The sequence below is a fragment of the Ensifer sp. ENS11 genome (genome assembly GCF_014851895.1).
Classification (GTDB): Bacteria; Pseudomonadota; Alphaproteobacteria; order Rhizobiales; family Rhizobiaceae; genus Ensifer; species Ensifer canadensis.
The window spans coordinates 133134-154785 of the sequence record NZ_JACVAN010000003.1 but is presented as its reverse complement, the minus strand read 5'-3'; the positions used below and the strand labels follow the sequence as shown (position 1 = coordinate 154785).

Annotated in this window: 21 protein-coding genes; 14 read left to right on the top strand and 7 right to left on the bottom strand. The window is 63.2% G+C overall.

The features are described from left to right. The first annotated feature begins 34 nt into the window (after positions 1–34). The 8 genes from IB264_RS07815 to IB264_RS07780 all read left to right on the top strand — a co-directional run bounded on the left by IB264_RS07815 (position 35) and on the right by IB264_RS07780 (position 8903). Complete coding sequence (locus tag IB264_RS07815; RefSeq protein ID WP_057210038.1) at positions 35–1552, top strand: aldehyde dehydrogenase (NADP(+)); 1518 nt, start codon at positions 35–37, stop codon at positions 1550–1552. Positions 1553–1733: 181 nt separating this feature from the next. Then, positions 1734–2540 carry a transporter substrate-binding domain-containing protein gene (locus IB264_RS07810; RefSeq protein WP_025429440.1) on the top strand — a complete coding sequence of 269 codons (807 nt, stop codon included), beginning with the start codon at positions 1734–1736 and terminating at the stop codon, positions 2538–2540. A gap of 342 nt (positions 2541–2882) precedes the next feature. Further along, complete coding sequence (locus tag IB264_RS07805; protein ID WP_025429441.1) at positions 2883–3548, top strand: amino acid ABC transporter permease; 666 nt, start codon at positions 2883–2885, stop codon at positions 3546–3548. 12 nt (positions 3549–3560) lie between these two features. Next, positions 3561–4214 carry an amino acid ABC transporter permease gene (locus tag IB264_RS07800; protein WP_025429442.1) on the top strand — a complete coding sequence of 218 codons (654 nt, stop codon included), beginning with the start codon at positions 3561–3563 and terminating at the stop codon, positions 4212–4214. Next, positions 4207–4929, top strand: a complete 723-nt coding sequence (locus IB264_RS07795) for an amino acid ABC transporter ATP-binding protein (RefSeq protein ID WP_057210039.1) — start codon at positions 4207–4209, stop codon at positions 4927–4929. Before IB264_RS07800 ends, IB264_RS07795 begins: the two co-directional genes overlap by 8 nt. A gap of 7 nt (positions 4930–4936) precedes the next feature. Continuing rightward, positions 4937–6187 carry an FAD-binding oxidoreductase gene (locus tag IB264_RS07790; protein WP_057210041.1) on the top strand — a complete coding sequence of 417 codons (1251 nt, stop codon included), beginning with the start codon at positions 4937–4939 and terminating at the stop codon, positions 6185–6187. Positions 6188–6201: 14 nt separating this feature from the next. Continuing rightward, positions 6202–7203, top strand: coding sequence for a 4-hydroxyproline epimerase (locus IB264_RS07785; protein ID WP_025429445.1), 1002 nt, complete (start codon positions 6202–6204; stop codon positions 7201–7203). After that, positions 7200–8903: an aconitase X gene (locus IB264_RS07780; RefSeq protein ID WP_057210042.1), complete on the top strand. Its 1704-nt coding sequence runs from the start codon at positions 7200–7202 to the stop codon at positions 8901–8903. The genes IB264_RS07785 and IB264_RS07780 overlap by 4 nt, the downstream gene beginning before the upstream one ends. A gap of 89 nt (positions 8904–8992) precedes the next feature. On the opposite strand, the gene IB264_RS07775 is transcribed toward IB264_RS07780, so the two are convergent. Then, positions 8993–9358 (bottom strand): hypothetical protein, encoded by a 366-nt coding sequence (locus IB264_RS07775; protein WP_057210044.1) that lies wholly within the window; start codon positions 9356–9358, stop codon positions 8993–8995. A gap of 1142 nt (positions 9359–10500) precedes the next feature. On the opposite strand from IB264_RS07775, the gene IB264_RS07770 reads away from it, so the two are divergent. Further along, complete coding sequence (locus IB264_RS07770) at positions 10501–11313, top strand: C1 family peptidase (protein ID WP_057210049.1); 813 nt, start codon at positions 10501–10503, stop codon at positions 11311–11313. 94 nt (positions 11314–11407) lie between these two features. Here IB264_RS07770 and IB264_RS07765 read toward each other — a convergent pair whose 3' ends face one another. Genes IB264_RS07765 through IB264_RS07745 form a run of 5 tightly spaced genes read right to left on the bottom strand, consistent with a single transcriptional unit; the run spans position 11408 to position 15975 of the window. Beyond that, a complete protein-coding gene (locus tag IB264_RS07765; RefSeq protein ID WP_192433251.1) occupies positions 11408–12265 on the bottom strand; it encodes a transporter substrate-binding domain-containing protein in 858 nt (285 codons plus the stop codon). A gap of 38 nt (positions 12266–12303) precedes the next feature. Next, entirely contained in the window at positions 12304–13086 is a 783-nt protein-coding gene (locus IB264_RS07760; RefSeq protein ID WP_057210050.1) for an ABC transporter ATP-binding protein, read from the bottom strand. Beyond that, entirely contained in the window at positions 13083–13808 is a 726-nt protein-coding gene (locus tag IB264_RS07755; RefSeq protein WP_057210052.1) for an ABC transporter permease, read from the bottom strand. The genes IB264_RS07760 and IB264_RS07755 overlap by 4 nt, the downstream gene beginning before the upstream one ends. Further along, positions 13808–14527 (bottom strand): ABC transporter permease, encoded by a 720-nt coding sequence (locus IB264_RS07750; RefSeq protein ID WP_057210054.1) that lies wholly within the window; start codon positions 14525–14527, stop codon positions 13808–13810. The genes IB264_RS07755 and IB264_RS07750 overlap by 1 nt, the downstream gene beginning before the upstream one ends. Further along, complete coding sequence (locus IB264_RS07745) at positions 14524–15975, bottom strand: M20 family metallopeptidase (protein WP_057210056.1); 1452 nt, start codon at positions 15973–15975, stop codon at positions 14524–14526. The genes IB264_RS07750 and IB264_RS07745 overlap by 4 nt, the downstream gene beginning before the upstream one ends. A 180-nt stretch (positions 15976–16155) precedes the next feature. Here IB264_RS07745 and IB264_RS07740 point away from each other — a divergent pair, with 180 nt between their 5' ends. Beyond that, positions 16156–16833 carry a GntR family transcriptional regulator gene (locus IB264_RS07740; protein WP_057210128.1) on the top strand — a complete coding sequence of 226 codons (678 nt, stop codon included), beginning with the start codon at positions 16156–16158 and terminating at the stop codon, positions 16831–16833. Positions 16834–16937: 104 nt separating this feature from the next. Further along, a complete protein-coding gene (locus IB264_RS07735; protein WP_025429455.1) occupies positions 16938–17129 on the top strand; it encodes a hypothetical protein in 192 nt (63 codons plus the stop codon). 46 nt (positions 17130–17175) lie between these two features. On the opposite strand, the gene IB264_RS07730 is transcribed toward IB264_RS07735, so the two are convergent. Next, on the bottom strand, positions 17176–18648 hold the full coding sequence (locus tag IB264_RS07730) for a PLP-dependent aminotransferase family protein (protein WP_057225552.1): 1473 nt from the start codon (positions 18646–18648) through the stop codon (positions 17176–17178). Between the two features lie 152 nt (positions 18649–18800). On the opposite strand from IB264_RS07730, the gene tauA reads away from it, so the two are divergent. The 3 genes from tauA to IB264_RS07715 all read left to right on the top strand — a co-directional run bounded on the left by tauA (position 18801) and on the right by IB264_RS07715 (position 21534). Further along, on the top strand, positions 18801–19820 hold the full coding sequence (gene tauA / locus IB264_RS07725) for a taurine ABC transporter substrate-binding protein (protein WP_057225534.1): 1020 nt from the start codon (positions 18801–18803) through the stop codon (positions 19818–19820). 81 nt (positions 19821–19901) lie between these two features. Further along, positions 19902–20714: a taurine ABC transporter ATP-binding protein gene (locus tag IB264_RS07720; RefSeq protein WP_057212938.1), complete on the top strand. Its 813-nt coding sequence runs from the start codon at positions 19902–19904 to the stop codon at positions 20712–20714. Then, complete coding sequence (locus tag IB264_RS07715; protein WP_025429459.1) at positions 20707–21534, top strand: ABC transporter permease subunit; 828 nt, start codon at positions 20707–20709, stop codon at positions 21532–21534. Before IB264_RS07720 ends, IB264_RS07715 begins: the two co-directional genes overlap by 8 nt. Positions 21535–21652 lie beyond the last annotated feature (118 nt).

Genomic DNA, 21652 nt, shown 5'->3' with positions numbered 1-21652 from the left:
AAAGACACCGGTGTTCTCAAGAAAGGATCCGCAGATGGTCTTCACCCCCAAAGGAAAACATCTCGTCGCCGGCGAGTGGCTCGACGGCGCAGGCACCTTCGCCTCGACACCGGCACACGGCCCGGCGCATGACTTCGCGGTCGGCACGGTCGAACTGGTGAACCGCGCCTGCGAGGCGGCGGAAGAAGCGTTCTGGACCTACGGCTATTCGTCGCGGGCCGAACGCGCAGCGTTCCTGCGCGCCATCGCCGACGAGATCGAGGCACGGGCCGAAGCCATTACCGCGATTGGCAGCCAGGAAACCGGCCTGCCGGAAGCGCGGCTGCAGGGCGAACGCGGCCGCACCACCGGTCAGCTGAGACTGTTTGCCGACCATATCGAGGCGGGCGACTACCTCGACCGACGTGTCGATGCGCCCCTCCCCGAGCGCCAGCCGGCGCCCCGTCCGGAAATCCGGCTGATCCAGCGGCCGATCGGCCCGGTCGCCGTTTTTGGCGCCTCCAACTTCCCGCTCGCCTTTTCCACCGCAGGCGGCGATACCGCAGCGGCGCTGGCTGCCGGTTGCCCGGTGGTGGTCAAGGGTCATTCGGCCCATCCCGGCACCGGCGAGATCGTCGCTGAGGCCGTCGAAGCCGCCATCCGCAAGTGCGGCGTTCACCCGGGAGTCTTTTCGCTGATCCAAGGCGGCAGCCGCGACGTCGGCCACGCGCTCGTCAAGCATCCGCTGATCAAGGCCGTCGGCTTCACCGGCTCGCTCGCCGGCGGACGCGCGCTCTTCGATCTGTGCGCCGCCCGCCCCGAACCAATCCCGTTCTTCGGCGAGCTCGGCTCGGTCAACCCGATGTTCCTGCTGCCGGAAGCCTTGAAGGCACGTGCCGAGGCGCTTGGACAGGGCTGGGCCGGTTCGCTGACCATGGGTGCCGGCCAGTTCTGCACCAATCCCGGCATCGCGGTGGTGATCGAAGGATCCGATGCTGACCGCTTCACGGCCGCTGCCGTCGATGCGCTCGCAAAGGTGGCGCCGCAGACCATGCTGACCGATGGCATCGCCAAGGCCTACCGCGACGGCCAGGAGCGTTTCACCACCCGCAACAGCGTCAAGCCGCTGCTCGAGACCAGCTCGTCGGACCGCGCCGCGTCGCCCAACCTGTTCGAGACGACCGGCAGCCAGTTTCTGGCCGACCATGCGCTCGGCGAGGAAGTCTTCGGCCCGCTCGGCCTCGTCGTCCGGGTAAATTCGGAAGCCGAGATGGAACAGCTCGCGCGCGGTCTCCAGGGACAGCTGACGGTCACCGTGCACATGGATGCCGGCGACATCGAGCCGGCCCGTCGCCTGCGCCCCATCCTTGAGCGCAAGGCGGGCCGCCTGCTCGTCAACGGTTTCCCGACCGGTGTCGAGGTCGTCGATTCCATGGTGCATGGCGGGCCGTATCCGGCCTCGACGAACTTTGGCGCGACCAGCGTCGGCACCATGTCGATCCGCCGCTTCCTGCGTCCGGTCTCCTACCAGAACCTGCCGGAAGCCCTGCTGCCGGAAGATTTCCTGAACTGATCCGCGACCGATCGCTGCGCAGGGACCCCATTTTGCGAAACAAATGGGATCCCTGCGGGCCAATGACGTCACGATCATATACTTTTTGTATACTGTTTGTATTTTTAAGTTGATTTACGCTCTCCAACGCGGAATATTGCGCTCGCCGTCAAACGGCGCACCAATTCAGGGAGAGAGAAAAATGAAGACCTCGGTCCTAGCCTTCGGCCTCGTTGCCGCCACTGCTCTGACCAGCCCGGCCCACGCCGACAAGCTGGATGACATCATCGGCTCGGGTACGCTGCGTTGCGCAGTGGTTCTCGACTTCCCGCCGATGGGTTCTCGCGACGAGAACAACAATCCGGTCGGCTTCGACGTCGACTACTGCAACGACCTTGCCAAGGCGCTGGGCGTCACGGCCGAGATCGTCGAAACTCCCTTCCCCGAGCGCATTCCCGCGCTGATGTCCGGCCGCGTTGACGTCGGCGTCGCCTCGACCTCCGATACGCTCGAGCGTGCCAAGACCGTCGGCATGACCGTTCCCTACTTCGCCTTCGAAATGGCCGTTACCGCCAACGACAAGACCGGCATCAAGTCCTTCGAGGACATGAAGGGCAAGGTCGTCGGCGCCACCGCCGGCACCTTCGAAGCGATCGCGCTGGAAAAGCAGGTCAAGGAATGGGGTGCGGGCGAATTCCGTCCTTACCAGACGCAGGCCGACGTCTTCCTCGCGCTTAGCCAGGGCCAGATCGACGCAACGGTGTCGACCTCGACCGTGGCGCAGGCCAACGTGAAGACCGGCAAGTTCGCCGGTATCTCGGTTGTCGGCAAGGCGCCGTTCGACATCGACTACGTGGCTCTCTTCACCAACCGCGAAGAATACGGCCTCATCAACTACCTCAACCTCTTCATCAACCAGCAGGTCCGCACCGGCCGCTATGCCGAACTCTACGAGAAGTGGGTCGGCGGCGAACTGCCTTCGCTGGCGGTGAACGGCGTCTACCGCTAATCTGTCCGTTTCTCTGGCGGCGCGAGGCAAACGTCTCGCGCCGTTGTACCAACCTGCGCTGATATTGACCGATTGCGTGGGACCGTGTGCGGTCATCCGGCAAGGAGCGGACCTTAGAGCGATGCCTTGGCATCGGTCGAGGATTGCGACACTGCCGGTGGCCGACACACGGCCCACCCGAAGGGCCGGGCGCTTTTGGCCCCCGGACCGCGTCGACAATCCTCACCGGACCGTCTGGTCCGGTTGCGGTTGTCTGCTTGCCGGAAGCTAAAATCGCTCCGGCGCAATCGGCCAATATCAGCGCAGGTTGGTACCACTCATTTTCGAAAAGGTGAGACGGCGATGTTCAATTACTCCTTCCACTGGAACCAGGCGCTGAAAGCATTGCCGCAAATGCTTGACGGCGCGCTGGTCACGCTGCAGATCGCGCTGCTGTCGATGCTCATCGGCGTCATTTGCGCGCTCGCCCTGACCGGGTTCCGCCTGTCCGGCAATCGCATCCTCAGTGGCTTTGCCACCGCCTGGATCGAGATCGCGCGCAACACCCCCGCGCTGTTCCAGATCTACATGGCCCATTTCGGCCTCGGCAATTTCGGCATCCATCTGAGCCCCTACACGGCGCTGCTCGTCGGCATTGCCTTCAACAATGCGGGCTATCTGGCTGAAAACTTCCGCGGCGCCCTGAAAGCGATCCCGGATACGCAGACCCGTGCCGGCCGTTCGCTCGGCATGACGGCGCTGCAGGCCTTCCGCTACATCATCCTGCCGCAGATGCTGCGCGTCGCCTTCCTGCCGACCACCAACCAGATGGTCTGGGCAATCCTGATGACCTCACTCGGCGTCACCGTCGGCATGAACACCGACCTCGCCGGCATCACCCAGGAACTGAACGCCCGGTCCTTCCGCACCTTCGAATTCTTCGCCCTGGCAGCCGTGATCTACTACGTGATCGCCAAGGCCGTGACCCTCGCTGCCCGAGCAATCGCCTCGCGCATGTTCCGTTACTGAGAGAGGTGAGAGATGTTCAATACCGCCCTCACCTGGAGTGATCTCGCCTTCCTTGCACAGGGTGCGGCGATGACGCTCGCCGTCACCGCCGTTTCGGTTACCGCCGGTACGCTGCTCGGCATCCTCTTCGGGGTGATCCGTGTTCAAGCCGGCCCCTACTGGTCGGCGCCGCTGACCTTCGTGCTCGACGTGTTTCGCTCCGTTCCGCTCCTGATCCAGCTCGTGTTGGCCAATGCCTTCCAGTCCATCGCCAAAATGGGCTGGGGGCCGTTCACGACCTCTTGCGTGGTGCTGTCGCTCTACACGGCCGCCTATTGCACCGAGATCGTGCGCGGCGGCATCTCGTCGGTGCCGCCGACCACACGCCGCGCGGCACGCTCGCTGGGCATGACCTGGTGGCAGGACATGCGCTACATCGTGGCGCCGCTTGCCACCCGCGTTTCGCTTCCGTCCTGGATCGGCCTCACGCTCGGCGTCATGAAGGACTCGGCACTCGTGCTCTGGCTCGGTCTGATCGAGCTTCTGCGCGCCTCGCAGATTCTCGTCACCCGCCTGCAGGAACCGCTGTTCATTCTCCTGATCTGTGGTGCAATCTATTTCCTCATCAGCTTCCCCATCGCCCGGCTTGGTGGGTATCTCGAAAAACGGTGGTCCCCCAATGATTGAGATTGAAAACGTTCGCAAATCCTTCGGCCCGTTGGAAGTTCTGAAGGGTATCGACCTCACCGTGAAGAAGGGCGAAGTCCTGACCATCATCGGCGGCTCCGGTTCGGGTAAGTCAACGCTGCTAACCTGCATCAACGGGCTCGAGACCATAGACGGCGGACGAATCGTGGTCGACGGCACCGATGTGCATGCAAAAGCGACGAACCTCAACAAGCTGCGCCGTAAGCTCGGCATCGTCTTCCAGCAGTTCAACGCCTTCCCGCATCTGACCGTGCTCGAAAACGTTATGCTCGCACCGCGCAAGGTGCTGGGTCAGTCGAAAGCCGAGGCCGAGGCCATGGCCGTAAAACAGCTCACTCATGTCGGCCTTGGCGACAAGCTTTCGGTCTATCCCAACCGCATGTCGGGCGGCCAGCAGCAGCGCATGGCGATTGCCCGCGCCCTTGCCATGTCCCCGGCCTACATGCTGTTCGACGAAGTGACCTCGGCGCTCGACCCGCAGCTCGTCGGCGAAGTGCTCGACACGCTGCGCATGCTCGCCTCCGAAGGCATGACGATGATCTGCGTCACCCACGAGATGAAATTCGCCCGCGAAGTGTCCGATCGGGTGGCCTTCTTCCACAAGGGCGTGATGGCCGAGATCGCCCCGCCGGAGGAGCTGTTCGGCGCGCCGAAGGATCCGGAACTGCAGAAGTTCCTGGCAGCGACGCATTGAGCCGATCATGAAGGATGCAGCTCAGCCTGACGTCATCGTCATCGGCGCCGGCGTTGTCGGCCTTTCCGCCGCGATAGCGGCCCAGGCACGGGGGCTTTCGGTCACCGTGCTCGACCGGGAAGGCCCGGCAGCTGGAGCCTCGGCGGGAAACGCCGGGGCCTTCGCCTTCACCGACATCCTGCCGCTCGCCTCGCCCGGCATCCTCAAGAAGGCGCCGAAATGGCTGCTCGACCCGCTCGGGCCGCTGAGCATCCCGCCGGCCTACGCCGCGCAGATCGCGCCGTGGATGTTCCGTTTCTGGCGCGCCTGCTCGCCAAAGCGGGTGGCGCATTCGACGGCCGCCCAGACGGCGATGATGGACCTCTCCAAGGTCGAGTTGGAGCCGTTCCTTGCCGCAACCGGCACCCTGCCGATGCTGCGCAAGGATGGCAATCTTCAGGTCTATGAAAGCGAAGCCGAACTCAAGGCTTCGCTGCCTGGATGGCGGGCGCGTGCGGACCATGGCATCGAATTCCGCCATATGGGCGCAGCCGAGATGGCTGAGATCCAGCCGGGTCTGGCGCCCCGCTTCACCCATGGCACCTTTACGCCGGGCTGGTTTTCCATTGCCGACCCGAAGCTCTATACGCTGGCGCTGGCAGAACACTTCCGCGCCAAGGGCGGGGCGATCGAGCGCGCCGACGTTACGGCCCTGGCGCCAATCGATGGCGGCGTCGAAATTCGGACCACAAGTGGCGCGACGCGGCGGGCGGCACAGGTCGTGCTCGCGGCCGGTGCGTTCTCCCACCGGATTGCCAAATCTCTCGGCGAGAGCATCCCGCTCGAAACCGAGCGCGGCTACAACACCACGCTGCCGGCAGACGCCTTCGACCTGCGCACGCAGGTCACCTTCGGCGGCCATGGCTTCGTCGTCACCCGGCTCTCGACCGGTGTCCGTGTCGGCGGCGCAGTCGAGCTCGGCGGGTTGCAACTGCCGCCGAACTACCGCCGGTCCGAAGCCATGCTGCAGAAGGCACGAACCTTCCTGCCGGGGCTCAAGCCCGAAGGTGGCGTGCAGTGGATGGGCTTCCGCCCGTCGCTGCCCGACAGCCTTCCGGCCATCGGCCGCGCCCGCGCGACATCGCGGGTCGTCTACGCTTTCGGTCACGGCCATCTCGGCCTGACCCAATCGGCGGGCACCGCCCGGCTTGTCGCGGATCTTTTGACCGGCCAGGCTCCGACGATTGACATCGCCCCCTTCTCGCCTCAACGGTTCTGACAGAGGTTTCGACCATGGCCACCTACACCTTCTCCTGTATCGACGGGCACACCTGCGGCAATCCCGTCCGCCTCGTTTCCGGCGGCGGTCCTCGTCTTGAGGGCGCCAACATGCTGGAAAAGCGCGCCCATTTCCTCAGAGAATTCGACTGGATCCGCACCGGCCTGATGTTCGAGCCGCGCGGACATGACATGATGTCCGGCTCGATCCTCTATCCGCCGACACGGCCCGATTGCGATGTCGCCGTGCTGTTCATCGAGACCTCCGGCTGCCTGCCGATGTGCGGCCACGGCACCATCGGCACGATCACCATGGCGATCGAGAACGGACTGATCACGCCGCGCGAGCCCGGCAAGCTGTCGATCGACGCGCCTGCCGGCAAGGTCGACATCAGCTATCGCCAGGAGGGCCGCTTCGTCGAGGAAGTGCGCCTGACCAACGTCCCCGGCTTCCTCTATGCCGAGGGACTGACGGCCGAAGTCGAGGGCCTCGGAGAGATCGTCGTCGACGTCGCCTATGGCGGCAACTTCTACGCCATCGTCGAGCCGCAGAAGAATTTTCGCGATATGGCCGACCACACGGCCGGCGAGCTGATCGGCTGGAGCCCGAAACTGCGCGCCGCCTTGAACGCGAAGTACGAGTTCGTGCATCCCGAGCACCCGGAGATCAAGGGGCTCAGCCACATCCAGTGGACGGGCAAGCCGACGCAAGCCGAGGCGCATGCCCGCAACGCCGTGTTCTACGGCGAGAAGGCCATCGACCGCTCGCCCTGCGGCACCGGCACCTCGGCGCGCATGGCGCAGCTTGCCGCCAAGGGCAAGCTGAAGGTCGGCGACGAATTCGTGCATGAATCGATCATCGGCTCGCTGTTCAAGGGTCGGGTGGAGGCCGCGACCAAGGTCGCCGACCGCGATGCCATCATCCCCTCGATCGCCGGATGGGCGCGCATGACCGGTATCAACACGATCTTCATCGATGATCGCGATCCCTTCGCCCACGGCTTCGTCGTAAAATGAACAATCCATTCTCCGCTCGCAGTATCCTTGGCGGCACGGCCGAGGGGCCGATCGTTGCCGCACCGGAAGCGCTGAGCTTCTGGGGTGGTGTCGATCCGGCGACCGGAGCGGTGATCGATGTTCACCACCCACTGCACGGGACCTGTCTCACGGGCAGTATCCTGATGATGCCGTCGAGCCGGGGCTCCTGCACCGGCTCGGGCGTGCTGCTCGATCTTGCGCTGACCGGTCGTGCGCCGGCCGCGCTTGTCTTTTCCGAAGCCGAGGACGTGCTAACCCTCGGCGCGCTGATTGCAGCCGAGATGTTCGGCAAGCCGCTGCCCGTCCTGCGCCTTTCGTCCGATGCCTTCGCAGCGCTGGCGGAGGCAAAAACCGCGCGCATCACCGATACGGCGATCGAGGCCGACGGCCTGACGATCGAAATCGCACCGCTTGCGACCGCGGCGCTCGATCTTGATGAAGCGGACCTCGCCATGCTGGATGGCCGCGACGGGGTTGCGGTTGAGGTCGCGATGCGCATCATCTGCGCCATGGCGGCGCAGCAGGGCGCAACACGCCTCGTCAGCGTGACGCAAGGGCATATCGACGGCTGCATCTATGCCAGCCCTGCCAATCTCACCTTCGCCGAAAAAATGGCGGATATGGGCGCGCGGGTCCGGCTGCCGACGACAATGAACGCCATTTCTGTCGACCGCGCCAACTGGCAGGCGCAGGGGGTGCCGGCCTCGTTCGGCGATCCGGCCGCGCGGCTGGCCGACGCCTATGTCCGCATGGGCTGCCGTCCGACCTTCACCTGTTCCCCCTATCTGCTCGACAGCGCGCCTGAGGCCGGAGAGGCAATCGCCTGGGCGGAATCCAACGCCGTCATCTACGCCAATACGGTGCTCGGCGCCCGCACCGCGAAGCATCCGGATTTCCTCGACCTCTGCATCGCGCTGACCGGCCGCGCGCCGCTCTCCGGCGTCTATCTCGACGAACACCGCAAGGCCAGCCGCGTCATCGACGTGGAGTTGCCTGAAGGGGTGGACGACGCTTTCTGGCCGCTCATCGGCTATCTCGCTGGGCGGGCTGCACCCGATTGCATCCCGCTTCTGCGTGGCCTCGCGGCTGCAAAGCCTTCGTCCGACGACCTGAAGGCGCTGTGCGCTGCCTTCGGCACCACATCGGCAGCGCCGATGTTGCACATTGAAGGTGTCACGCCGGAGGCGGAAGGTGCTGCGTCAAGCGAAGCTGGCACTGTTGCAATCACCCGCGCCGAGATGGCGGCCGCCTGGACCCTGTTGAACGACGGACCGGAGGATGTGGACCTGGTCGCCATCGGCAGCCCCCACGCCTCGCTGAGCGAATGTCGGGCTCTGGCGGCAGCGCTTGCCGGTCGCAAACGTCACGGGGATGTAGCGGTGATCGTTACGGCCGGCCATCAGGTGATTGCCGCTGCGCGGGCGGAAGGGACACTTGCCGCCCTGGAGGCAAGCGGTGTGCAGGTCCTGCCCGACCTCTGTTGGTGCTCGATCTCTGAACCGGTGTTCCCGACGCGAACCCGCGCGCTGATGACCAATTCCGGCAAATATGCCCATTACGGCCCCGGCCTCTCCGGCCGTGCGGTGCGCCTCGGAAACCTTGCCGATTGCGTGACGGCTGCGCTGACCGGGCGCGTTCAAGCACGGCTGCCGATTTGGCTCTCCCCGGCAGGCCGGTAACGGAACCGCCGACAAGAAGCCGGCAGGTATCGTGATCGGAATGACTTTCCTTGAGGCAACCGCGATGCCTGCGGAGGGCTCTCCTACGCCTACAGATCAGGTGCGCGGTCGACCAGGGTTTGGAACAACACGTTTGCAGCCTCCTGAGGCGTCGAAGCCGCAAACCAGACTGGATCGGTCGTTAGAACGGCGTGCTCCGTCCAAGAGGCAGTGTCGGATGCCTCGCATTCGTAGACGCCGCAGGCGCGGCGCTGCTTTCGATTGAGCGCGATTTCGAGAATGCCCGAAGGTCGCGCGCCCGGCGCATCGAAGATCTGCAGGACGTAACCGCGGAACCCGGTTCTGCCACCGTTGGAATCGATCTCATCGAGAACGGACGGGCAGAGTTCCGCCTGCCCCACCGGAATGGGCCGTGTCCAGAAGGGCCCCTGATCGCCTTGATCTGCGCGCAGCATCGCACTCGCCTCCGTCCCCTCGGGGCAGCGAGCTTAACACTTGATCACCTCGAGTTCAGCCGACCCAGAATAGAATGCGGTCGAACGCTGTGACATGCTGGGTTGCAAAGCGTACCACTTCCGAGTGAGGATCCGGATTGGCGGGTCGTGCTGATCCTGCACCGGCTACTGCGAGCGGTAGAGTACGCGGCAAGCGTCACACGACAGACGCGGGCCCATGCGATCGTTCACCGTGGCGGAGCGCATTTCCAGCAAAAGTGCGAAGCCGTTTTCCGGCAGGAAATGCTTGGAAATAAGGAGATAGAGCGTTTCTGCGGCTCCGTTTGAACCGGAGAGGCTCTGGCAACATGAGGTTGGAAAAATGCACAGATTGCTCAGCGGACTGTCAGTCATTGCATTCGTGGGATTTACGATCGGCATTGGCGCAACGGACCCCGCCGCAGCCGCAAATACACCCAAAGAACGCTCAACGCGCAATGCCGATGTACCGGCGAAAACCGCCACTACTCCAGCAAGAGGCAAGCGTCCCACCGTTGTCGTAAACCACCCTCCTCCGAGGAACGGAGCCTACTACAAGGGCATATTCCGCGAATGATGATGGGGGTACCAAGCACTGCCTAGCGGCAACGATCACGGCGAATATTTGCAGCTTTACAACCCGGGTTACGGCGAAAGCCCCTCTTCGAGATCGTCCAGCGCGACGACTATCGCGGTTAAAGTATCTGCGACCAGGGGGGCTCCTCTCCCTTGGGATTCGATCCAATATCGAACGGCCAACACGATGTTTACACCATACGAGCAAATGCTCGCCGGTACCCCTTCAAACTGAGGGTACTGCTCTCGGTGGCCATGGCTGTATTCTACCACTGCGTGCAGCCACATGGTCGCAGGCGGCCATGCCGACCGGAGCAAGGGCAATTTATCCGGAGCCGGCCTCAGCTTTCGTTTTCAAAGTCCGATTTGATGATCTACCGGAAGTTTCGACCGAGAGGTCCTTGCTCTCAGGCCGGGTCACCACGCCGCAATGCCGAGCATCGCAGTCAAGACATCATCGTGCAAAGCATGGCCAGACGGCCGACAAAAATCCCTTCGTCAACACACGTGCCTGGCCCGGCAGAAGGGTCCGGCCAAAAGGAGGTCTCATGTCTCTCCACCAGGCATTCCTGGATTTCGGTTATGATCCAACCATCGTCGAGGTCGGGCGCACCATTCGGCCCAAGACGACAGGCGCGCCACCGGCTTCAGCAACCGTTAACGCCCAATATCTGCCACCACCGCAGGCGCAGGGCACGGCTCAGCATGTCGGCAGTCCCGGCAGCTGTGCAGCCTGGGCGTCTACCTATGGTCTTGCGACCTACACGGCGGCCGCCGCATCCGGCCAGACGCCGTCGGGCGCGTCGCAACAGGCAAGCCCCGCCAACATCTATATCGAGGTCATGATCAACGATGGTCAGAAGACGTGCAGCGGCTCGAATCTGGCGTCCTACCTCAACATCCTGCAGCAGGGCGGCACGCCCAATTGGGCGACGGCCCCCTACTACCCCAACTGCCCCGAACTTTGGTCCAGCTACGACCCCGACGCCACCGCCGATACCAGCTTCCAGATCCCCGGTTGGGCCATCGTCGAAACATCGGATCTCGACGCGATCAAGGCCATCATCGCTGATGGTGGTGCTCTGTGCTACGGCACGGCCCTCAATTCCGGCTTCATGAGCTATAGCGGCCCTGGGCCATTGACGGGGCCGCTCGACAAGGTGCGGGGCGCCAACGGCAAGCTTGTCGGCCACTGCATGCTGATCATCGGCTACGACGATGCGCAGCAGGCGATCCTCATCCAGAACAGCTTCGGACCGGATTGGGGCTGCCAATGGAACGGCAGCGGCGGTTACATCTGGATGAGCTACGAGCTGTTTCAGTACCTGGCACAGGGCCAGGCCATGTATGTGACGAGCTAAGCCAGAGGAGCGAAGCTTCCCTCACGCACGCTATCCGGACGCCGCCGCGATCATGTGCGGCGGCGTCCGGTGAAAGGCGAAATCGTCGTGTGGTTTATCGCGGCGTGACGTCGAAACCGAACCACTTTTCCGAAAGCGTCTTGATCGTGCCGTCCGCCTTAGCGGCAGCAATCGCCTCGTTGAACAGTGTCTTCAGCTCCGGATCCGTCTTGCGCAGGCCGACGGAACTGCCGCGACCGAGAAAGCCGCCCTGGAACCGGGGACCGGTGGTGGTCATGTCCTCATTGCCCGGCTTTTCGGAAGCCGTCGTCAGGTAAGCCATCGAGGCCATTACCAGGTCGACGCGGCCAGCCGCGAGATCGAGATCGTGCTCTTCGGTCGTCTTGTATTCGCGCACCTCGACGACGCCCTTCAGATATTTGTCAACGAAGGCGGCACCGGTCGAGGCGATCTGGACGCCAATCGTCTTGCCTTCGAGCAGCGGCTTCAACTTCTCGATCTCGGCGGTAGTACCTGCCTCGTTCGAAGCGAGCGAAAACACCACGCCCTTTTCAGGCAGTGATGCGAGCGGACCGGATTTCAGCGTGGCGAAGGCCTGGCCGGTCGAACCGTAGGAGTCGCTGAAATCGATAACCTGCTCGCGCTTGGCTGTTGCCGACATCCCGGAAATGATCGCATCGAACTTGCCGGCATTCAGCGCCGGGATCATGCCGTCAAAGTTCTGGACGCTGATCTCGCACTCGACCTTCATATGGGTGCAGAGGTATTTGCTGAGCTCGATCTCGTAGCCGTCAAGCGTGCCGTCGGGCTTGGTGAAATTGTAAGGCTTGAAGCCGCCTTCGGTGGCGATCGTCACATGTGTCCAGGTCTTGTTTTCCGCATGCGCGCCATTGGCGGCGAACATCATCGTCGCGATGCACAGGGCCTTCATTGTCGATTTGGTGTGGTTCATTGGTAGTTCCCCTTTTTTGAGTGGTTAGAGCCGCCGGTTCACGCCTTGATGAACCGACGGAAGCGTTCGGATTTGGCGTTGCCAAATACCTCGTCCGGTCGACCGTCTTCCTCGATCTGACCCTGGTGAAGAAAAATGACCCGGCTGGAGACATCGCGGGCGAACCCCATTTCATGGGTCACGACCAGCATCGTGCGTCCCTCTTCGGCGAGCGCACGCATGACGCGCAGCACCTCGCCGACGAGTTCCGGGTCGAGCGCCGATGTCGGCTCGTCGAACAGCATCACGGCCGGACGCATCGCCAGCGCGCGGGCGATTGCCGCGCGCTGCTGCTGGCCGCCGGACAGGTGCGCCGGATAATGATTGCGCTTGGCCGCGATCCCGACCTTGGCGAGAAGGGCTTCAGCCTCTTCGAGGCACTCGGCGCGAGGGCGCTTCTGCACATGGATCGGCGCCTCGATGACGTTCTCCAGCACCGTCTTGTGCGACCAGAGATTAAAGCTCTGGAACACCATGCCGAGCCGTGAGCGGATGCGATCCACCTGGGCACGATCCCTCGGACGGCTCTTGCCGTTGCCGGCAGCAAGCATCTCGATCGTTTCGCCCGCGACCGTGACCTCGCCACGATCCGGCGTTTCGAGCATATTGATGCAGCGAAGCAGTGTCGATTTTCCCGAACCGGACGAGCCGAGGATGGAGACGACCTCGCCTTCGCGCGCGTCGAGCGAGATGCCTTTCAAGACCTCGATCGGACCGAAGCTCTTGTGGATGTCCCGAACGCTGATGGCGACGGGCGCAATGGACGACGCGGGCGAACTCAATGCGCTTCTCCTTCGATGATGGCGGGCAGCACCGCAACCGGCTGCCTGAGATGCGGGCTCAGCCGGAACTCGACGAGCTGCACCAGGCGGGTGAGCAGGAAGTTGATGGTGAGATAGATGGCGCCGGCGACGACGAACACTTCGATCGCGCGGTAGCTCTCCGAGATGATGCGCGCCGCAACGCCGGTCACTTCCATCAGGGTGATGATCGATGCGAGTGAGGTCGCCTTGACCATCGAAATCATCTCGTTGCCGTAGCCGGGCAGCGCCTGCCTGACGCCGAGCGGCAACGTGATGCGCCGGAAGATCATGAAGCGCGACATGCCGCATGCCCTTGCCGCTTCCACCTGTCCAAAGGGCACGGAAAGCAGGCCGCCGCGGACAATCTCGCTGGCATAGGCAGCGGTGTTGAGCGCCAGCGCCAGGACCGCACACCAGTATGGCTCCCTGAGCACGGGCCAAAGCAGGCTGTGTCGGATGGCCGGAAACTGGCTGAGACCGTAGTAGATGATGAAGATCTGCACGAGCAGCGGCGTGCCGCGAAAGACGAAGACATAGGCCTGCGCCAGCCAGCGCAAGGGGGCGGTAGCCGAAAATCGGGCGACAGCGATGCCGACTGCCAGGATCGCGCCGAGGGCAATCGAGTTTGCCGCCAGCAACAGCGTCATGGGAACAGCCGAAACGAGGCTGACAAAGGTTTCCTGAAGGAAGGTCCAGTCCATCAGCTTCTCCTCACGCCGCGGCTGAAATGACGCTCGGCCCGATGCAGGACGGTGCTCGATACCGTCGAGATCATGAGATAGATGCCGCCGGCAATCAGGTAGAAATCAAAGGGCAGCCCGGTGGAGCCGGCAGCAATCTGCGCCTGGCGCAAGAGTTCGGCGACGCCGGTGATCGAGACCAGCGCACTCTCCTTGAGCACCACCTGCCAGACGTTGCCGAGGCCCGGCAGCGCATGCCTGAGGGTCAGCGGCGCGACGATGCGGCGGAACCGGAGCCACCGTGGCATGCCGCAGGCGATCGCCGCCTCTATCTCTCCGGGGTGAACCGCCCTGAAGGCACCACGAAAGACCTCCGTATGCTGCGCGCCCGAGGTGATCCCGACCGCAAGCATGCCGGCAAGGAAGCCGGGAAAGCCGATGAAGCCTTCAGCGCCGAAGAGATGTCCGACGGCGGAGATTGCAGCGGAGCCGCCGAAATAAAGCAGATAGATCACCAAGAGATCGGGAATGCCGCGCAGCACCGTCGTGTAGACGTCGGCAGCGAGGCGCGTCCCTGGTCCGCCCCTCACCTTGGCCCAGGCTCCGAGTACGCCGATGACGGCACCGGTCGCATAGCCCGACAGCGCGATCAGGATCGTCATCATGGCACCGGCAAGGAGGATGTTCCCCCAGCCACCGGGGCCGAAACTGATGAGTTCGAGGATACCGGGCTGGGTCACAAGGTTTGAACTCCCAGTTCCGCAGACCCGGCCGCGCGCGAGGGAAGAGGCGGGTTGACGTCATCGGGGATCGGATTGACGAAAGGCGTGTCGTCGAGACGGCTGCGATGGTCCGCCTTGGCGGCCGCCACCAGTTCTGGGTCCGCCATCAGATCGATGGCAAGGCTCGCCATGGCTTTCGCCGCATGCGCCATGCCCTTGTGCGCGGCCGGCAATTTTCCTTGCGCGACCAACTGCCAGGAATGGCCGGGCGTGCCGATCGCATAGGTCGCACCGCGCATCTGAACCGTCGGGACGACCCAGCTTACGGTTCCGACATCGGTCGAGCCGACGATGCTGCCGTCGCCGCCATAGAGCGGGTAGATCATGTCGCAGAGCGGCTGCCCCTTGCGCGGCGCCAGGCCGAAGCGTGCATAGGACGCGGCGATATCGTCGGGGGAATAGGTCGCCTGAAACTTTCGCGCCGTTTCGAGGTCGGCAGCATCGAAGGCGGCGGGACCCAAATGTTCGAGGCAGGTGTGGAGCCGTGCTTCCAGCGGGGCATTGCCGACGAGATTGGCATCGCCGCTGATCACCTCGTGGCGCACGGTCGTCTCGGTCATCAGTGCTGCCCCTTGCGCGATCTTCTTGACGCGCTCGATCAGGCCGAGCAGATCCGGCAAGGTGCGGGCGCGGATGAGATAGCGCACCGTTGCACGGGCCTGCACGACATTGGGCGCGTCGCCACCGGCATCGGTGATGGCGTAGTGGACGCGGGCGCTCGACGGCATGTGCTCGCGCATGTAGTTGACGCCGACATTCATCAGCTCGACGGCATCGAGCGCGCTGCGGCCGAGATGCGGCGTCGCCGAGGCGTGGGAAGCGCGACCGGAGAAGTGGAAGTTGATCTCGTTGCAGGCAAGCGAGATCGGGTTGTTGACGCCGGAAAAGGCGGCCGGATGCCAGGAGATGGCGATATCGACATCGTCGAAAGCGCCGGCCCGCACCATGAAGCCCTTCGATGAACCGCCCTCTTCGGCGGGGCAGCCGTAATAGCGCACGCGCCCTTTGAGGCCGTTGGCCTTGAGGTAATCCTTGACCGCGGCAGCGGCGAGCATGGAGCCGGAGCCGAGCAGATTGTGGCCGCAGCCGTGGCCGTTGCCGCCCGGCACGACTGGTCGCTCTTCGGCAAGGCCGGCAACCTGGCTCAAGCCAGGGAGCGCATCGAACTCGCCGAGAATGGCGATCACCGGACCACCTTCGCCCGCTTCGCCGATCAGCGCCGTCGGCAGGCCGGCGACATTGCGCTCGATGCGAAACCCCTCCGCCTCAAGCAGGCGGGCATGCTCGCTCGCGGACTGAAGCTCCTCGTAGTTGGTTTCGGGACTGTCCCATACGCGGTCACTAAGCTCGAAGAATTCCGGGCTCTTTTCCTCGACGATCGACCATACGAGTTCGGTATTCTTCATTGGCATTCAGCGTCCCATATGCGATAGTTACCAAAATTGGCGCCAATTTAGGATACAAAAATAAATTGCGCAATGGGCGGCGATGGATATTTTCGGTATCGATCGCAGACGCAAAAACAGACGATCGCTTATGCGAACAAGGCGAGCCCGCGCGGCCCGCTCACAATTGAGCAAACAGGAATGTCCATGACCGAAATGCAAGATGTGACCGAGACTGCGGCCAAGGAGCGGGACGTCACCGATCTCGTTCTCGAGGACATTCTGACCGGCGTGCTGCCAGCCGGCACCTGGCTCAAGCAAATCGATCTCGAAAAGCGATACGATTGCACCCGGCCGGAGGTTCGTCGGGCCCTCGACCGCCTGTCGCAGAAGCGGCTGGTCGAGCACGTGCCCAATCGCGGCTATCACGTTTATCAGCCGGACGGCCGGCGTGCGCAGGAAGTCAGCGATATCCGCGTCATCCTCGAAACAGCGGTGGCCGATCTGATGGTGGAACGGGCCACGCCCGAAAGCATCGCCAGGCTGCGCCAACTCGCCAGCCATTTCGACCAGATGACCATGGTCGGCACGGTGCTGGAGCATTACGAGGCCAACCTCGCCTTCCACCGCGAACTGCTGCTTCTGTCAGGCAATCACGAGCTTGTGGACCTCGTTTCCGAAATCCGCCAACGCACCTCTTCGGCACCGGTCTCGCAGTGGCGCACAAGAGCCCGCGTCGAGCGGTCCGCACGCGAGCATCATATGATGGTCGATGCGCTCGAAACCCGCGATGTCGCCGGCCTCAAACGCCTGATCGAAGCGCATATCCGCCAGACGGGGGATGTTGCCCCAGCTGAAAGCGTTGCGCGCCAAGCATGACGCCCAGCGCTTTCTGGGGGCAAAACCGCCGAATCCCCCTGATTTCTCAGAGTTGTGGCGCTACCGCACAGAACCTAAGCTTGGGCCGAAATTGAGGTTCAGCCATGACAGACACACGCAATCCGCCTGTAACCGATGTCGTAGAGATGCGTGAGGCGCTGGCGGAGTGGTGCACGCAGAACAACTGCACGCAATCGGACCCGCCCGCCAACAAGATCGCGCTCCGGATTTTCGACGTCGCCACCGGGAAAAAACTCAATCGCACAGAAATCCTGGCCCTGCTGTCGAACGGATAGCAACCGTTCGCCGGGTGGCCGCAACGGCGAGAAGTGAGGACCGGTTTCAAGACTGCGCCATTCTGCTTGCCGTCAGCTTCACGCCTTCGGCTATGCGATCTCTGCCGATCGACGAGTATCCCATGCGGAAAAAGCGGCAGCTTTCCTCGTCGTTCGGAAAGAACGGCGATCCGGATTCGATCAGAACCCCGTCTTCCCGCAGATCGGCCATCAGCCTGTCCGCATCGAGACCGTCAGGGCCTTCGATCCAGAAGGAGGTTCCGCCGAACGCTGCCGAACCGGCGATCTTAAGCCCGTTGGCGTTGAGCGCGTCTGCCATTACCCGATGGCGCAGGTGGTACTCTTCCCGCATCCTGTGAAGCACGGCGTCATAGTGACCGAGCGCCAGAAAATAGGCAGCGGTGCGCTGGAGGTGGCCGGGCGGATGGCGCAGCATCAGGGCACGGAGCGCCCGCGCCTCCCGGATGACGGGAGCCGGTGCCACGAGATAGCCAAGCCGCAGGCCGGGGAAAAGCGACTTCGAGAAACTGCCGATGTAAAAGACCCGCCCGCTCCTGTCGAAGGCCTTCAGCGCCGGCGACGGTGGCGCGAGAAAGCTCATCTCGAACTCGTAATCGTCCTCGATGATGACGAAGTCCCTGCTTGAGGCGGCTTCGAGCAGTGCGACGCGGCGATCCATCGGCATGGTCGCACCCGTCGGTGAATGATGGCTCGGCGTCACGAACACGGCGTCGACGTGCTCAGGCAAGTTGGCCGGCGGCAGCCCGCCGTCATCGACGTCAAGCACCGTCACCTTTGCGCCGCTCAGTTGCAGCGAGGCGCTCATATCCGGGTGGCAGGGGTTTTCGCACACGGCATGGGACCCGCGCCGCAGCAACAGCTGAATGACGATCCAGAGCGCATTCTGCGCTCCCACCGTCACCAGGATCTCGTCGGGATTGGCCCGGATGCCGCGCCCCGGCAGCGTGCGCGAACAGATGTAGTTGACCAGTTGCACATCGTCAGACGCGGCGAAATCGCCTGCCATCAGTTCGAAATCTTCGCGCGCCAGCGCGCGCCGGGCACAGTCGCGCCAGGCGGTGAGATCGAACAGCGACGGGTCCATCTGGCCATAGAGGAAAGGATAGGGATACCGCCGCCAGTCGAGCGGCTTACGCATCTGCTTGGCAACGCGAAAGGTCGAGCGCAGCTTAGACGACCAATCCACCGCATCCGCCCCCGGCGACGCCACGTCCGCATCAAGCACGTTGAACGGCGGCTTGTCGGCAACGCGGTAGCTGCTGCGGTCGGCCGCATCGAGATAGCCCTGGGTCGCCAACTCCTGATAGGCAAGCGTGACGGTGAGGCGCGAAATGTTGAGATAGCTCGCAAGCTTGCGCGTCGACGGCAGCAGGGCACCGGGCGGCAGCCGCCCTGACAGCACGGCGGAGACGACCGTCTCGCGGATCTGCGCCTGCAGGCTCGTACGGCTCGCCCGGTCGATGAAGAAGATTGTTTCCGGAACAGAAATGCGTGCCACGTCCGATCCCCTATCGGTCAATCTGGACTTATCTAACTTTCAATCTGGCTATAAAGCAAACCGGAAAGCTGCTTTATCCCTTATGGTCGAAAATGAGATCGGCATAACAGTCGACAGACCCCGAAAACGGGGTCGGAACCAGAGGGAAACAAATGTTCTATTCCAACGCCTTGAAAACCATGGCGGGGGCGGCCACGATTGCGGCCGGCCTCCTGACCTCCAGTCTTGCCCGCGCCGAGACCGATGTGATCATCGGCTACCAGCAGATCGTCGGCCCGTTCATCGCCGCCATCGCCGACGGTCGCTTCGACGCCGCCGCGAAAGAGGCTGGCTATCTCGTCGACTGGCGGCAGTTCAGCTCCGGCGGCGATATCTCGACGGCGCTTGCATCGGGCAACGTGCCGATCGGCGTCATCGGCTCCACCGGCACCACCGCGGCGGCAACGCGCGGCGTTGATCTCGAGCTGTTCTGGATCCTCGATAACATCGGCAAGTCTGAAGCGCTGGTCGCCCGCGAAGGCTCGGGTATCGAAAAGCCGGAAGATCTGGTCGGCCGCTCCGTCGGTGTCCCCTTCGTCTCGACGTCCCACTTCCATCTTCTCGTTGGGCTTGAGCAGGTGTGGAAGGTCGATCCCCGCGAAGTCAACATCCTCAACATGAAGCCACCGCAGATCGTGGCCGCCTGGCAGCGCGGCGATATCGATGCCGCCTATGTCTGGCCTCCGGCCCTGTCGGAACTGCTGAAGACCGGCAAGGTGATTTCCGACTCCGAAGCGATCGGCGCGGCGAGCGTCCCGACCTTCGACGGTCTGGTGGTCGACAAGAAATGGGCAGCTGAAAATCCGAAGTTCATGGCCGCCTTCACCAAGGTGCTGGCCGAAGCCTACGCCGACTACAAGGCAAACGGCGCAAGCTGGACGGCAGACTCCGCACCGGTCCAGAACATCGTCAAGCTCATCGGCGGCGATGGCGCCGGCACCGTCGAAGCGCTGAACTTGCTCTCGTTCCCGACAGCGCAGGAGCAGGCGTCCGAAACCTGGCTCGGCGGCGGTGCTGTGCGCGCGCTGTCGGAAAGCGCGAAATTCCTTGCCGACCAGAAGCAAATCGACAAGGCGCTCGACGATTACACGCCCTACGTCAACAGCGCCTACGCGAAAGAAGCTTCGAAGTAGCCGACGCCCGCTCCTGATCGCAAGGTCGGTCAGGAGCGCCGCCAACGCCACTCAACAGCCATTTCTCGAAAGGCCTGCACAATGGAAACTCTGAATGTCAGCAATGTGAGCCTGACCTATCCTGGTCTCTATTCGGACGAGGCGGTCATTGCGCTCAAGGGCGTCAACCTCGAAATCAAGAGCGGCGATTTCGTCGTCGCGCTCGGTGCCTCGGGCTGCGGCAAGACCACGCTGCTCAATCTGATGGCGGGCTTCATGGCCCCGAGCGGTGGTGAAATCACACTTGGAAGCCGCCGCGTCTCCGGTCCCGGTGCCGACCGTGGGGTCGTGTTCCAGAAGCATGCGTTGCTGCCCTGGCTCAATGTCATCGACAACACCGAATTCGGGCTGAAACTGCGCGGTGTCGACAAGGCGAAACGCCACGAGGTCGCCTCCAAGAACCTCGCTCTTGTCGGCCTGCAGGATTTTCACCGGCACATGATCTACCACCTGTCCGGCGGCATGCAGCAGCGTGTGGGCATCGCCAGGGCGCTGAGCTGCGACCCGTCGATGCTCTTGATGGACGAGCCGATGGCGGCGCTCGATGCGCTGACCCGCGAGACCATCCAGGAACTGCTGCTCAAAGTCTGGCAGCTGACCAACAAGATGTTCTTTTTCATCACGCACAGCGTCGAGGAGGCGTTGTTCCTGGGGTCGCGCCTGATCGTCATGTCGCCGCGACCAGGACGGATCACCCACACCTACGAGCTCGATTTCAACAAACGGTTTCTGGAAGAAGGCAATGCCCGTGCAATCAAATCCAGTCGCGACTTCATCGACATGCGTGAACAGATCCTCAGCATCATCTACGGCGACGAACGCCAATCCGGAAACCCGGAGCTCCTCCATGCTTGAGCGCGTGACGAAAGCCAAGCCGGTCAAGCCGGGCCGGATCTACGGCGCCCCCGGCGAGGGCATGAGCGGACATATCAGCCTGCTGACAGCGCTGACCCTGGTGGCGCTCTGGCTGCTGGTCACCGAGATGCAATGGGTACGGCCGCTGTTTTTGCCATCGCCGCTTGCGGTCTGGGACAAGTTCGTGATCGCGCTGACAGAGGGCGTCTCCAATTCGACCCTCGCCCAGCATACGCTGGCAAGTCTCGGTCGCGTGCTCGGGGCCTTCGCGCTCGCCCTTGTCACCGCGGTTCCGATCGGCATCCTCATGGGCGTGAACCGGGTGATGCGCGGGCTCTTTGATCCGATCATCGAGTTCTACCGCCCCTTGCCGCCGCTCGCCTACCTGCCACTGATCATCATCTGGCTCGGCATCGGCGAATTTCCGAAGGTGTTCCTGATCTTCCTCGCGATCTTCGCGCCGATGGCGATCGCCGCCCGGGCCGGTGTGCGGTCCGTCTCGATCGAGCAGATCCATGCGGCCTATGCCATGGGCGCTAGCCGCCGCCAGGTCATCAGCCACGTCATTCTCAAGGCGGCGCTGCCGGAGATCTTCACCGGGATGCGCATCGGCATCGGCGTCGGCTGGACGACGCTGGTTGCGGCCGAAATGGTCGCAGCCCACCGGGGCCTCGGTTTCATGGTGCTCAACGCCGCCGAGTTCCTGGCCAGCGACACCGTGATCATGGGCATCATCGTCATCGGCGTCTTCGCCTTTGCGTTTGATCTCCTGATCCGGCGTCTCGAGAAGGCGCTCATTCCCTGGAAGGGCAAGGTGTGACGATGCACCGTTCAACAGGGGCGCGGCCACCGAGCTAATGGCCGCCCCGTCCTAACAGGACCCCATACCGCACAAACAAAGCCGATCCGGCCGGTTCACCCGGCCGCGGCGAAGCCAT